The 12,317-nt window shown below is 67.5% G+C and carries 14 protein-coding genes and 1 pseudogene; 6 read left to right on the forward strand and 9 right to left on the reverse strand.

Features of this window, described 5'->3' with window-relative positions; all coding sequences use genetic code 11:
• Positions 1–53 precede the first annotated feature (53 nt).
• Positions 54–860 (forward strand): SAM-dependent methyltransferase, encoded by an 807-nt coding sequence (locus NBRGI_RS09510; RefSeq protein ID WP_029894611.1) that lies wholly within the window; start codon positions 54–56, stop codon positions 858–860.
• 7 nt (positions 861–867) lie between these two features.
• Here the strand turns inward: NBRGI_RS09510 and NBRGI_RS09515 are convergent, their stop codons facing one another.
• The gene (locus NBRGI_RS09515) at positions 868–1,407 is read right to left on the reverse strand and encodes a hypothetical protein (protein WP_029894613.1); all 540 of its coding nucleotides are present in this window, start codon (positions 1,405–1,407) and stop codon (positions 868–870) included.
• Positions 1,408–1,576: 169 nt separating this feature from the next.
• Positions 1,577–2,392: a M15 family metallopeptidase gene (locus NBRGI_RS09520; protein ID WP_029894615.1), complete on the reverse strand. Its 816-nt coding sequence runs from the start codon at positions 2,390–2,392 to the stop codon at positions 1,577–1,579.
• Positions 2,393–2,470: 78 nt separating this feature from the next.
• Between NBRGI_RS09520 and NBRGI_RS09525 the strand changes: the two genes are divergently transcribed.
• Positions 2,471–3,154 (forward strand): PAS and ANTAR domain-containing protein, encoded by a 684-nt coding sequence (locus NBRGI_RS09525; protein ID WP_029894617.1) that lies wholly within the window; start codon positions 2,471–2,473, stop codon positions 3,152–3,154.
• A 6-nt stretch (positions 3,155–3,160) separates the two neighbouring features.
• Here NBRGI_RS09525 and NBRGI_RS09530 read toward each other — a convergent pair whose 3' ends face one another.
• The 5 genes from NBRGI_RS09530 to NBRGI_RS09550 form a co-directional block, all read right to left on the reverse strand.
• The gene (locus tag NBRGI_RS09530) at positions 3,161–4,174 is read right to left on the reverse strand and encodes a YdcF family protein (protein ID WP_029894619.1); all 1,014 of its coding nucleotides are present in this window, start codon (positions 4,172–4,174) and stop codon (positions 3,161–3,163) included.
• Between the two features lie 102 nt (positions 4,175–4,276).
• A complete protein-coding gene (locus NBRGI_RS09535) occupies positions 4,277–4,570 on the reverse strand; it encodes an ANTAR domain-containing protein (protein WP_051727618.1) in 294 nt (97 codons plus the stop codon).
• A 28-nt stretch (positions 4,571–4,598) separates the two neighbouring features.
• Positions 4,599–5,000 carry a hypothetical protein gene (locus NBRGI_RS09540; RefSeq protein WP_029894623.1) on the reverse strand — a complete coding sequence of 134 codons (402 nt, stop codon included), beginning with the start codon at positions 4,998–5,000 and terminating at the stop codon, positions 4,599–4,601.
• Positions 5,001–5,022: 22 nt separating this feature from the next.
• Positions 5,023–5,934 (reverse strand): SGNH/GDSL hydrolase family protein, encoded by a 912-nt coding sequence (locus NBRGI_RS09545; protein WP_158439840.1) that lies wholly within the window; start codon positions 5,932–5,934, stop codon positions 5,023–5,025.
• A gap of 85 nt (positions 5,935–6,019) precedes the next feature.
• Entirely contained in the window at positions 6,020–6,814 is a 795-nt protein-coding gene (locus NBRGI_RS09550) for a DUF1460 domain-containing protein (protein ID WP_029894627.1), read from the reverse strand.
• A 270-nt stretch (positions 6,815–7,084) separates the two neighbouring features.
• Between NBRGI_RS09550 and NBRGI_RS09555 the strand changes: the two genes are divergently transcribed.
• Positions 7,085–7,978: a cyclopropane mycolic acid synthase family methyltransferase gene (locus NBRGI_RS09555; RefSeq protein WP_029894629.1), complete on the forward strand. Its 894-nt coding sequence runs from the start codon at positions 7,085–7,087 to the stop codon at positions 7,976–7,978.
• Between the two features lie 32 nt (positions 7,979–8,010).
• Positions 8,011–8,334 carry a hypothetical protein gene (locus NBRGI_RS09560; RefSeq protein ID WP_029894631.1) on the forward strand — a complete coding sequence of 108 codons (324 nt, stop codon included), beginning with the start codon at positions 8,011–8,013 and terminating at the stop codon, positions 8,332–8,334.
• Here NBRGI_RS09560 and NBRGI_RS09565 read toward each other — a convergent pair.
• Together NBRGI_RS09565 and NBRGI_RS09570 are read right to left on the reverse strand one after the other, a co-directional pair.
• Positions 8,331–8,990: a hypothetical protein gene (locus NBRGI_RS09565; RefSeq protein ID WP_029894633.1), complete on the reverse strand. Its 660-nt coding sequence runs from the start codon at positions 8,988–8,990 to the stop codon at positions 8,331–8,333. The two genes, NBRGI_RS09560 and NBRGI_RS09565, sit on opposite strands and share 4 nt — an antisense overlap.
• A gap of 126 nt (positions 8,991–9,116) precedes the next feature.
• Entirely contained in the window at positions 9,117–10,712 is a 1,596-nt protein-coding gene (locus tag NBRGI_RS09570) for an alkaline phosphatase D family protein (RefSeq protein WP_029894635.1), read from the reverse strand.
• A 181-nt stretch (positions 10,713–10,893) separates the two neighbouring features.
• Here NBRGI_RS09570 and NBRGI_RS09575 point away from each other — a divergent pair, with 181 nt between their 5' ends.
• Together NBRGI_RS09575 and NBRGI_RS09580 are read left to right on the forward strand one after the other, a co-directional pair.
• Positions 10,894–11,853: a M64 family metallopeptidase gene (locus NBRGI_RS09575; RefSeq protein ID WP_029894637.1), complete on the forward strand. Its 960-nt coding sequence runs from the start codon at positions 10,894–10,896 to the stop codon at positions 11,851–11,853.
• Positions 11,854–11,930: 77 nt separating this feature from the next.
• Positions 11,931–12,317: pseudogene (locus tag NBRGI_RS09580) on the forward strand (Xaa-Pro dipeptidyl-peptidase); the annotation flags it as partial.

Raw genomic sequence — 12,317 nt, forward strand, 5'->3', positions numbered from 1 at the left:
CTTTCGCCGCGTCGATCGTGAGCTGGCGATATTTCCAGGAGGGTTCGAGATCGATGACCAGACCGAGTTGGGCGCCCGAGGGAATCGATCTGGATCGGCCCAGCGCCTCCAGGGTGTACGACTATTTCGTCGGCGGCATGCACAACTTCGAGATCGACCGGACCCTGGCCAGGCAGATCGAGGCGTTCACGCCCAACGTGGCCGAAACCATGCGGGCCAACCGGGATTTGCTGCGCCGATGCGTACGGTTCCTGATCGATGAGGGCATCACCCAGTTCCTCGACATCGGTTCCGGCATCCCGACCGTCGGCAACGTGCACGAGGTCGCCCAAGGTCGAAACCCTTCGGCGCGAGTCGTTTACGTCGATATCGACCCGGTCGCGGTGGCGCACAGCCGGGCCATTCTGGACGGCAATCCGGCCGCGGCGGTGGTGCGCGCGGATATCGGTGACCCCGAAGCCATCCTGGCCGATCCGGCCGTGGCGGAACTGATCGATTTCGAGCAGCCGGTGGCGGTGCTCGCGCTCGGCGTGCTGCACTTCGTCGCCGACGACGCCGACCCGGCGGGCTGCGTGGCCCGGCTGCGTGACGCGGTCGTGCCCGGCAGCTACCTGGCCATCACCCACGCCACCGCCGACGGACAGCCCGAGGAGGTGCTCGAGGCCCAGAAACTGTCCGGACGCACCTCGACCGAGATCGTGCTGCGCAGCCGGCCGGAGATCGCCGAGTTCTTCGTCGGCTGGGACCTGCTCGACCCGGGGCTCGTGCACCTGCCGCTCTGGCGTCCGGAGAACGCCGCGGATATCGGCGAGTTCCCGGAGCGGTCCGGGGCGTACGGCGGCGTCGCCCGCAAACCCTGATCGACGCTCAGGCGCTCGCGGTGCGCAGCGCGAACCAGCCGGTGCTCGGATCGGCGAACCCGTGATACATGAGCCGGACGCGCTGGTCGACCTCGAAGTGCCGGTAGACGACCGCCATCGCGCGGCGCATGGCCGCCTCGCGGAAGTCCGCGGTGCGGCGAAAACCGATGGGGTGCTCGGGAAGTAGCGCCAGCCGGGTCAGTTCGGCGGGATCGTCGAGATCGAGGCCGACCGGTGCGGTGGCGCTGATCTGATGGTCGTGCAGGATGGTCCCGACCTGTCCCGGTTCGGGCAAGCCCGCCAGAAACGCGCGGAACTCGGTGTGCAACAGGGCCGATCGATCGGCGTCGGCCGATTCGGCCTGTACCCGATCGATCAGGTCGGCGTCGGGGCTCGGCCCGGAGTCCGCGCTCATGGGCGCTTGTTCGAGCAGATGCAGGATGCTGCCGCCGGGCAGCAGCGGTTCGGGTGCGAGGAATACGGTGATGCTGGGGCAGCGGCAATCCTGCCCGAACAAACAGACCTTGACGTGTGATGGATCGGGCATGGCGCCTCTTCCATGGAACGGGCCGGGCAACGCGACCCTGAACGGATCAGGACTTCGATGGATGCCGATCGCCGAATGCGGGCCGCTCCGACGCTCGACCGTGCCGCAGTTTTCTCAGTGTAGGAGCCCGCGCGTCTCCTGTGCACCCCTGCGGCAGGGTCGATCGCGCTCAGCGCACCGGGAAGTCGAAATAGGTCTTGGGGAAGGGCTCGTCTTTCAGGGTGAAGTGCCACCACTCTTCCGGCAGATTGGTGAAGCCGTGATCACCCATCAGCTCGGTCAGCAGCGTCCGCACGGCGCGCTGGTTGCCGCCGGTGGCGGGGTTGGCGGTGTGCGCGGCGGGGTCGAAGCAGTCGTACCCGGTGCCGAAGTCGAGGATGTTGTCGCGGAACCGCTGCTCGGCGGGCAGGAAGCAGGCGCGCAGCGGATCACCGGCGCGGTAGGGCTCGGGGTCGGCGGCGGGCAACGCGACGATGGCCAGATCCAGTGTGCTGCCGCGACTGTGCCCGGACTTCTCGGCGATGTAGCCGTCGCGGAACAGATTCGCCTTCTCCACGGTGGGGTAGAACTCCTGCTTCATCCGCACGTCGCCGAGATCCTTGGCCCAGGCCACGAAATGGTCGACCGCCCGCTGCGGCCGATAGCAGTCGTAGGTCTTGAGCGTGAGATTCATGGGCCGCAATTCCTGCTGCACCTGGGCCAACGCGCTCGCCGCCTGCTTGGTCAGCAGGCATTTGGGTGCCTCGTAGCCGTTGACCCGGGTGCCGAGGAAGTTGTGTTCCCCGTAGTACCGGGCGTCGACCAGGATCGTCGGATCGACGTCGGTGATGGAGACGAAGGCGGATTCGTCGGCGATCGGCGCCGTGGTGGTGGGGTCGGCCGCGGGTGGATCGGCCCTGCGCTGCGTGCAGGCGGGGAGCGCGAGCAGGAGGGCCCCGGCCACCGCCACGATGGCGAGCCGTCGGGCGGACAGCACACTTCTCATGGTTCTCCTCGTAGTCAGTTGCTGCCACAATGACGGGCCGCCTCGCGGTGCGCGAAGGTTTCGGCGGATACTGGACGCGTGAGTTTGGGCGACGAGGTGCCACCGGGCGTGGTGCAGGCGATGGAGGAGACCATCGGTGTCGACCCCTGCGCCGAACCGGGCTGGTTCCGATTCTGGTTTGCCGATCAGCGGTGGGAATGGTCCGACGAGCTGGCGGCGATGTACGGCTACGCACCCGGCGAGGTGGAACCGACCACCGAGCTGCTGCTGTCGCACAAGCATCCCGACGACCGCGAGCACGTGGCCAGCTGCATCGCCGCGGCCGCCGAGACCGGCCAGCCGTTCTGCGGCAGGCACCGAATCGTCGATGCGAAGGGCGAGGCGCGTGAGGTGGTGGTCGTCGGCGACCTGCTCACCGACGAGGACGGCGCCATCGTCGGCACCTCCGGCTACTACGTCGACGTGACCGAACGGCTGGAAGAGCAACGCCAAGAGGTGTTCGAGGAGATCCTGCCCGAGGTGATCGAGGCCAGGGCGGTGATCGAGCAGGCCAAGGGCGCGTTGATCCTGGCCTACGGGGTGAACGCGGAGCAGGCGTTCCGGGTGCTGCGCTGGCGCTCTCAGGAGACCAATACGAAGTTGCGCGATCTGGCCGCGCAATTCGTCGCCGAACTCAGAATGATCAGCAAGGACAGTGCCGGGTTCCGCACGCGCTTCGACCATCTGCTGCTGACCGTGCACGAACGCGTCGACGCCTCCTGAGGACACTCACCGGCCGGTGAGTGACTCGCCGGCGGCCAGACCGAGCACCAGCGGCAGAGAAACCAGCGCCAGACAGGCGAGGGCGTTGGTCCACTTGTAGGCGACGACGATCGCGATGAACTCGCGCAGGATGGCGCTCGGCAGGTAGTAGAAGGCGGTCCGCGCGCCGGTCACCTCCGCGTCCAGGCGCAGCCTGCGCGCCAGAATCGCGGTGCGCAGGATATGAAAGTTGCTGGTTACCAGCACCATTCGGGTCGTGGTGCCGCGCTCGCCGAGCAGTCGCTTGATGAACAGCAGGTTCTCCCGCGTGGTGGTGGACTTCTCCTCGCGTGCCACGCTGTCCTCGGGGATGCCGCGGGCGAGCAGATAGTCCGCCATCGCGGCCGCCTCCGATACCGCCTCGTCGGAGCCCTTGCCGCCGCTGGTGATGATCACGGGTTTGCGGCCTTCGGCCAGTTCGGCCCAGTAGATCTGGGCGGCGCGGTCCAAGCGAGCGGCCAGCAGCGGCGGTACCCGCGCGCCGACCAGACCGGAGCCGTGTACGACGATCGCGTCCATGCCGGGCTGGTACGGCAGCCGACCGTAGAGCAATGAGTACAGCACGAAGCCGGTGAACACGAAGCCGAAGTAGCTGACGGCCATGAGCAGCGACGCGAGCAGCACCGACCGCACGCTGCCGGTGGCGATGGCGACACCGAGCAGCACGTAGGGCGCGAGCAGCACGATGCCCGGGCCGATCGAGAGCAGGTTGGCGATCCGCAGCCCTTCTCGGCGCAGCATCTGCATGCCGTTGGCCAGCAATAGCCCGGCGAGCACCAGCACCGCCAGCGGGGAGAGCACCACGAGCAGGCCGGCCAGTGCCAGCGTCAGATCCACCTGATCGCCCGACCCGATCGCCCACACGCCTAGGACGAGGACGCCCGACAGGAGATAGATCCCGTTGCTCAACCGCCGACGATCGAGATGGAAGCGCAACGCGAAGACACCCAGCAGAATCAGGCCGACCGTGAGCAGGATCACCCGCGCACGGTAGCGCCACGGCGGTGTCCGATTGCGTCGGGGCCTCGGTTAGGCAGCTGTCGGCGCGGAATTGTCCGTTAGGTCCCAACGGTTTCCGGTCGCTCAGTGTTCGGGCTGTGACAGCCCGTGCAGCAGGTGGTCGACCGCGCGCCGCAACTCCGGCGGCGCCAGATCCAGGCTCGGCAACTCGGCGATCAGCTGCGCGGCGAGTTCCCTGATCTTGACATTCGTTGCCTGCGAACGCTTACGCAGCACGCCGAACGCCTGCTCGGCATCGATACCGTAGGCCAACATCAACGCGCCCTTGGCCTGCTCGATCACGGCCCGCGCGGCCAAGAGCTCGGGTAAGGCACGTCCGAGGGACGGTTGGCCACGTTCCTCGAATGCATTGTTCATGTCGGCTGACTACCCAGTGATCGCCAGGTTATGGGTGCTCGATCAGGTCCAAAAGCCAGCGCGGTCCGATGGTGTCCGCGCCCAGCGCCTCGACCCGCTCGCGCAGGCCGCGATCGGCGGTCACGACGATGATCGTCCGGTCGATATCGTCTTGGACGGCGGCCAGCACCACGTCGACGATCGTGTCGTCCCCGGACCCGTAGGCCGGCACCACCCGCAGTGCGTCCGGCGCGTCTTGCGCCGCCGCTTTCGCGGCACCCTCCAGCACGACCACCACCTCGGCCGGTTCGGTCAGGCGCTGATCCAGCACGGTCAGCTTGGCGAGCAAGCCGCGGGCCGCGCCCGCACGGTCGCGCCACCAGCCATCGGGTCGCGAGCCGACGACGTTCGCGGCGTCCACCACGATCAGTTGCCCGGGGTCGTCTGTCACCACACCAGTGTGCGCCGTGTCCTCACGCGGGACGGCCGATCGCATCGAGCACCGCCCGGGCCTGTGCCTGCGCGCCGGCCGCGTTGGGGTGGAACGGGAAGGCGACCAGCTGCGGGTTCCTCGCCGAGAACGGCAGCAGCCCTTCGACATAGCGCACCTCGGGCGCTCGGCAGACGTCGTGGCCTGCCGTGGCGGCGAAGGTGTCGACGAGTTGCACACCGGTGTTCGCGGCGACGTGGGCGAGCATGGCGTTCAGCCGGACGAGCTTCGCGCGCAGGTATGCCGCGTCGACGTCCGTGGCGGGCAGTTCGGGCACGCACCCGGTGGCCGGGAGCGCGTCCAGGTAGTTCACGAGCAGGATCCGCGCGTGCGGGGCCCGTTGCCGGATCCGGTCGATCGTGGCCGCGATCTCGGGTTCGGTGGCGCGGGTGCGGGTTTCGATGGGATCGCCGCCCGCGGCGGTCAGCCGTGCGGCGCAACCACCGCCGGCGGGCAGGCCGGGCAGCAGCGCCGCGGGTGAAAGGCATTGCGGGATCAGCTCTTGCAGGCCGAGATCGTTGCCGCCGATGCTCAGCGTCACGAGGTCGGTGGTGCGCGTCAGCCGGTCCAACTGTGGGGGATTGGTGCCGAGCGGCACCGTCTGCGCAGCGGTCAGGTCCGCGGTTTTCGCGCCGCCGCAGCTGGCATCGTGAAAGACCGGAACCGACAGTGCGGCCGCGACGAGCCTGGGATAGTTCGTGGCCGATTGGTCGCAGTTGAACGGGGCGAACTCGGTGGTCGGCGGAATCGCGGTGAGCACGTCCGCGGTGAAAGAGTCACCGAGGGAAACGTATTCGCGATAGGCCGGTGCGGTCGGCTGCGCCGCCGCGGGTGCGGCGGCGAGTGCGATCGCGGTGGCCAGTGCGGCAGACCAGCGGACGGTGTGTTGCCCCACGGGCAAACCTCGATTCGGCAGCAGCGTTCCCGGAATCCCAGTACTACCGGGTGGAAGTGTCGGCCCGGTTAACCAAGGCGACCGGTTATTGCGCGCGGAACACCACGACGCCCGGCACCGACCGGACGTATTCCGCCAACGGTGAGTCGACCACCTTGTTGTTGACGGCTAGCGACGACGCGTTGCGGAACATCGGACCGGCCGGCGTCATGACGAAAATGCCGACGTGGGTGACGTCCAGGCCGGGCGCGTCGGCATAAGCGCCGAGGTAATCGCCCGTGCGGAGCTGACCGATAACGCTGTCGTCGACGGCGTCGGCCGGAATATAGGTGATGTCCCGATCGGTTACCGGAAGTCCCGGAAGGTACTGCCCACCATCGGCTTTCGCATTCAGTCGCTTGGCGACGGTAATGGCGCCCGGACTGAGCGAGCGGGTGATGTCGGTCGCGGCGACGCGCGGGGTGTGCGCCCAATCGCTGAAGAAATGTTTGCGATGGGCGAAGTCGACGACGCCGTCGGTGTACCGCGTCTGGATCAGGTTGGCGGTGAAGTCGTCGCGCGTGGTGGATCGACTGAGTGCCTCGACGTAGTCGAGATAGGTGAAGCAATCCACCCGCTGCAAGTCGACCACCAGTTGCTCGGCCCGGCCCGCGGAGCCGATCAGCGTGTTCGCGACGTACGGCGTCCCGAGGAAGGGGCGTGACACCCGCTCGATCGACTCGCCCTTGCTCTGCGCGCCTGCTCCGGCCGCTAGCGCGTCATCGATCCTGCGCGCCGTGACGTCGTCGTAGGCGGCGTCCGGGGTGCCCGAGGCCGCGGGCAGCGCGGTCGCCGCGCCGATGACCAGCGTGAGCAGGACGAGCAGGACACGGGCGAGCATGCGCAAAGCGCCTCCAGAAGTCGATCGAGGTACGACGGCGTTCCCCACGGTATCCGGAAATCCCCAGTTGATATGTGACGTACGTCACATATCTTGTGGTCATCCGGGTACTCCCGCGCTGCGACTCCGTAGTGATCGCGCAGTGGGCCCAGCGGGCCCGGCTCCAACTCGATGTCGCTCGGACCGCCTGGTCGCACAGGCGGCGGGCGAGTTCTCGGTACTCCGGCCTGACCACCACATTCGAACGTCGAAATTCCTGGAGGTTGCTGCATGAGTCGTCACGCTCCGTTCTATGCCGAGGTGCAATCCCATTACGATCTGTCCGACGATTTCTTCGCGCTGTTTCTCGACCCCAGCCGCACCTACAGCTGTGCGTATTGGAAAGAGTCCGGCTACACCCTGGAGCAGGCGCAGCAGGCGAAAATCGATCTGGCACTGGAAAAATGCGCATTGGAACCCGGAATGACGCTGTTGGACGTCGGGTGCGGCTGGGGCGCGACGATGCTACGCGCGCTGGAAAAGTACGACGTGAATGTCATCGGCCTCACGCTGAGCCGCAATCAACGCGACTATGTGCAGGCGCAACTGGACCGGCGGGCCAGTGGCAGGCGCGCGGAGGTCCGGCTGCAAGGATGGGAGGAATTCGACGGGCAGGTCGACCGGATCGTGAGCATCGGCGCATTCGAGCATTTCCGGCAGGAACGCTATGCGGACTTCTTCGACTTCGCCTACGGCGCACTGGGTCCGGACGGGATCATGCTGCTGCACACGATCGTCGTGTACGGCCTCGACCATATGCGCGCCAACGGTATTCCGCTCACCCGGCGCGACATCGACTTCATGCGGTTCATCCGCACCGAGATTTTTCCCGGCGGTCAGCTGCCGATCCCGTGGGGCCGATTCCCGCGCGGGGTACGGGAATACGCCGAGGCGGCCGGTTTCGCGGTGACCCGGATCCACCCGTTGCGGCTGCACTACGCGAAGACGCTCGACCACTGGGCCGCGGCGCTGCAGGAGCGCGAGGACGAAGCCGTCGCGCTGGTCGGCGCGCAGACCTTCGAGACCTATCTCCGCTATTTCACCGGCTGTGCGCACCACTTCCGGGTCGGGCACATCGACGTCATGCAGTTCACCTGTGCCAAGGGGGTGCACCTCAGCCATTAGTGCCTGTTCGCCACTACGAGGGAGCGTGACCCATGACTGCTGAAGACCTGCGCGTGGACCGGGCACGGACGCCTGCCCTGCCCGCGGCCGCCGAATCCTTTCTGGTCGCTCGCATCGGCGAGGACCTACGGCACGCGGCCCAGGTGTCGATCGACGACGCCGACGCGGGCACCCGGTTCGCCGCGGAGGCGCAGGCGAAAGCGGGCGTGCTGGTGATGTATCGGTATGGGCGCGCCGAGACCTGCGCGGAGACCGCCGAACACGCGCTGCGCGAGGTGCTCGATCTGTTCCTCGATGTCTATCGAGACCATCCGAATTTCGACGCGGCGTGGACCAGCCGCGGGCTACCGGGCTAAGCGTCCGCGGGCACCACCTGGTCGGGGCGAGCGGTGTCGTCGAGTGCCGCGTGCAGGTTCTTGATGACGCCCCGGGCCAGCGCGTGGTTGCCGACACCGCCGACGACCGCGCCGATCCCGGCCGGGATCACCTTGCCGAAGGCGAGCGCACCACGTTTGACGATGAACTGGACGACGAATCGTTTGATCGGCGAATCGTCCATCCGGCGCAGCACCGGAAGCTTGTTGGCCAGCATCGTGTCCCATTGCTTGGCCGAGCGGCCCGCCGCGCCGAGCGCACCGGTACCCGCCTGTCCGAGCACGACCGCGGAGACCAGCGGCGGTCGCGGTGCGGTGGCCTTGTTCCCGGCGACCTCCGACGCGCCCACCGTGTACACCGTCGAGGCCTCGATGAAGAACACCGTGTCGGCGCCGGCCGCGGCCAGCCCGACCAGGGTCCCTACGCCGGGAACGGCCGCGCTCAAGCCGACCACGACGCCGCTCGCGGTCACCGCGATCAAATAGTGCCGTCCGAGCCGCTCGACGATCTGGTCCGGCGATTCGACCGGATGCCTGCTCTGCACGAAGCCGACGTACTTGTCCACCAGTGGCTTCTGTAACCGCGCCGACCGATCGATCATCGAGACCACACCCTGATCGAGGAACTTCCGCAGCATTGCCTTCAGTCCTTCCGTTCTGCCCGCGCGACAACATGGTGGTTGCCCACTGTCGGATCGACACGGTCGAGCCTACGGTCGTCACGCGGCGGTGTCGGTGATTCCCACCACTGTGCGCGTGTGCGGTCAGGTCGTCGTCAGGTCCAGCCGGGCCACCTCGACCAAGCCGACCCCTTCCCTGGCGGTCTCCAGGGTGAACCGGGCGGCGTCGCCGGTGATGTCGAGTGCGGCAATCGAGTTCCCGAAATGCGGGCCGCTCACCTTGGTCCAGCGCACCGGGTCCGCAGAGATGCCGCGCCGGTCGGCGAGCCACCGCAGCGCCGCGGCGATCGGCGTGGCCCAGGACAGGGCGAACACGGGCCGGAACCGTTTCGGTGGATCGTTGTGCACGGGCGAGCACACCAGTTGTAGCACTTGGGATTTCGTCGGGTGGCCGTAGTCCGCGCGGGCGGCGTAGCTGTGGTGCACGTCGCCGGAGAGCACGCAGATCGTGCGCGGCGCGTCGGGCGCGGTACCGATCCGGTGGATCAGTCCGGCCAGGCGCTCGAACGACGCGCGGAACGCGGGCCAATGCTCCAGATCGGCTGCCTGCCTCAGCTTTTCGCCGAGCCTGCCGCGCAGCCCCGGCTGGTTCGCGGCGCGTTCGTTGAGCGACTGGAGGTGGCTCAGCGCGTGCGGCATCAGCCACGGCAGCGACGATCCGAGGAGCAGATGGTCGAACTCGCCCGCGGCATTCGCCTCGATCCAGTCGAATTCCTCCGTCCCGACCATCAATCGCTGACCGTCGAGGATGCGCCCACCGCGGGTATCGATCATCAGCAGCCGGATCCGGCCGAAATCGCGCCGGTAACTCCAGCGGGTCGGTCTGCGCCCGTCCACCTCTCGATCGGCGCGTTCGGCGAAATCTTCCAGCAGAGTGCGCACGTCCGCGCCCGACTCGGTGACCGCGCGGTACAGCTCGTTGTCCGCGAGTTCGGCCGGTCCGAGATTGCCGATGTGCTGGTACACCCAGTAGCTCGCGAGCCCGGCGCGAATCCGGCTGCGCCACCAGGGCTTTTGCGCCATCTGCGTACGCCAGGTGCGCGAGGTGTTCCAGTCGTCGCGGATATCGTGGTCATCGAAGATCATCGAGGTCTGCACCGTCGACATCAGCCAGCGGATCTCCGGATCGCTCCAGGTCTCGTGGTACAGCTCGCCGTACTCCCGGAACGACACCACCTCACCCCGCGGTTCCTGGTCCCCGCGCCGCTGGTGCAACCAGGCCCGCAGCTGTGGCGTCGGCTCGTCGGCGTACACCTGATCGCCCAGCAGCAGCAAGGCGTCGGGCCACCGGTCTTCGGGCAGGTCCCGCATGCGAGACGCGTAGGCGTCCAACGCGTCGACGCCGACCGCGTCTGCCGCGGCGTGCGCCGTCGCCTTGGCCGCCCGGCACGAGCCGAACAGGATCTTCTCGACCGGCCGGGTGCGGATCCGGCAGGCCGGAAAACGCGATTCGGGCTGCGGCCACACCGATACCCCGTCCAGTCGCACCTCGTACGGCGTCGACGTGCCGGGCGTCAATCCCGTGACGAGCACCAGCGCGAAATGCTGCTCGCCGACCCGAAAGGTGTTCGCGCGCAAGCCTAGAACGTCTACTTCGCACGCGCTGTCCGTCTCCACCCAGACGGTCGCCGAGGTGGTGTCGACGTGCCGTAACACCGGCCCCAGAAGCAGCTTCGCCATGCACTCCGACGTTACTTCGCTGAGCGGCGGCCCGGTCCGGAACGCGGATGCCGATCCCCAGTTGCGCGCCAGTCGAGTTGCTCGCCCGGATGTGGTTCCTTGATTAGGCATTCGACGCAGCCAGAGACGGCGCGCCACCGCCGTTTCGCTCGAATTCGCGGACCATTCCAGGAGTTTCGTCATGCCTCTGCTACGACGTCTGTCCACCATCACGTTCGCCGCGGTGATCATCGCCGGACTGTCCACCGCCACCGGATCCGCCACGCAATACGAAGAGCGGGAGGTCTTTTCGCCCGACGGCACGATCAGCCGGGTCGTCGCACCGGTCCAGGACCAGACTCCGGCGCCGCGCTCGGCGGTACAGGCCGATGTGGTGGCGATCCAGCAGACCGGCCCGTCGAGTCAGCGCTTCGATCTCGTCTTCGTCGGTGACGGCTATACCTCGGCCGAGCTGGGCAAATACCAGCAGCAGGCGACGAGCCGCTGGAACGAGCTGACCCAGGTCGAACCGTTCAAGTCGTATAAGAACTCCTTCAACGTCTGGGCCGTGAACGTGGTGTCCCAGCAGTCCGGGGTGGACAACGATCCCCGCGGCACCTATCGAAATACCGCGCTGGACATGACCTTCTGGTGCGGTGGCACGGAGCGCCTGCTCTGCGTCAACGAGAACAAGGCGATGCAGTTCGCCCGGCTCGCCCCCGAGGTCGACCAGGTGGTCGCGCTGGCCAACACCACGAAATACGGCGGCGCGGGCGGCCGGGTCGCCACCTCGTCCGGCGGCAACACCGCGGCGGGGCAGATCGTGCTGCACGAACTCGGCCACACCATCGGTGGATTGGCCGACGAGTACGACTACCCCGACGACCGCTACACCGGCGGCGAACCGCGCGAGGTCAACGCCTCGATCTACACCAGCGCGCAGATGCAGCAGAAGCGCACCAAGTGGTACCAGTACCTCGGCAAACCCTCACCCGACGGCGGCGTGGTCGGCACCTTCGAAGGCGCGGTCTATCACAAGCGCGGCGTGTACCGGCCGACGCAGAACTCGTTGATGCGAGCGCTCGGGCGGGAATTCAACCTCATCGGCCTGGACGCGATGAAGGCCGCGATCGAGCGGAAGGCTCCGCCGAACAAGCCCTGATCCAGCAATTCCTTTGAGCCAGTGAATTTTTCGAGCCCCGCGCGGAAAGGTCGCGCGGGGGATGACAGGAGTGGATTATGGCGGCGATTCCCAGACCGTGGCAACGACTGGCCCTGGTGAGCGCGGTGGGCGCGATGCTGCTGTGCGGCGCACCCGCGATGGCGCAACCGGCAAGCGGGCCAGCGTTTTCCGGCGGCGAGGCCCAGCCGGTCTTCGACGCGGCCGCACCGATTCGCAAGGACCTGTGGGTCCGGGCGCCGATCGACAGCGACCGCGACGGCAAGGACGACGAGGTGCACATCCAAGTCGTCCGTCCGGCGGGGGCGACCGGCAAACTGCCGGTCGTGTACCAGGCGAGCCCGTACTTCTCCGGCGGCAACGACGTCACCAACCACGGTGTCGATGTCGAGCTCTACGTGCCCGGCGGGCCGGAGGGCCGAATGGCCAAGGCGCCCGGCGAGATG

The organism is Nocardia brasiliensis IFM 10847 (assembly GCF_000710915.1).
Classification (GTDB): domain Bacteria; phylum Actinomycetota; class Actinomycetes; order Mycobacteriales; family Mycobacteriaceae; genus Nocardia; species Nocardia brasiliensis_A.

What these genes read in the sequence shown, in the direction of transcription:
- NBRGI_RS09510 (WP_029894611.1), top strand. Translation starts at nt 54, where the DNA reads ATGACCAGACCGAGTTGGGCGCCCGAGGGAATCGATCTGGATCGGCCC.
- NBRGI_RS09515 (WP_029894613.1), bottom strand. Translation starts at nt 1,407, where the DNA reads ATGCCCGATCCATCACACGTCAAGGTCTGTTTGTTCGGGCAGGATTGC.
- NBRGI_RS09520 (WP_029894615.1), bottom strand. Translation starts at nt 2,392, where the DNA reads ATGAGAAGTGTGCTGTCCGCCCGACGGCTCGCCATCGTGGCGGTGGCC.
- NBRGI_RS09535 (WP_051727618.1), bottom strand. Translation starts at nt 4,570, where the DNA reads ATGAACAATGCATTCGAGGAACGTGGCCAACCGTCCCTCGGACGTGCC.
- NBRGI_RS09550 (WP_029894627.1), bottom strand. Translation starts at nt 6,814, where the DNA reads ATGCTCGCCCGTGTCCTGCTCGTCCTGCTCACGCTGGTCATCGGCGCG.
- NBRGI_RS09555 (WP_029894629.1), top strand. Translation starts at nt 7,085, where the DNA reads ATGAGTCGTCACGCTCCGTTCTATGCCGAGGTGCAATCCCATTACGAT.
- NBRGI_RS09560 (WP_029894631.1), top strand. Translation starts at nt 8,011, where the DNA reads ATGACTGCTGAAGACCTGCGCGTGGACCGGGCACGGACGCCTGCCCTG.
- NBRGI_RS09565 (WP_029894633.1), bottom strand. Translation starts at nt 8,990, where the DNA reads ATGCTGCGGAAGTTCCTCGATCAGGGTGTGGTCTCGATGATCGATCGG.
- NBRGI_RS09570 (WP_029894635.1), bottom strand. Translation starts at nt 10,712, where the DNA reads ATGGCGAAGCTGCTTCTGGGGCCGGTGTTACGGCACGTCGACACCACC.
- NBRGI_RS09575 (WP_029894637.1), top strand. Translation starts at nt 10,894, where the DNA reads ATGCCTCTGCTACGACGTCTGTCCACCATCACGTTCGCCGCGGTGATC.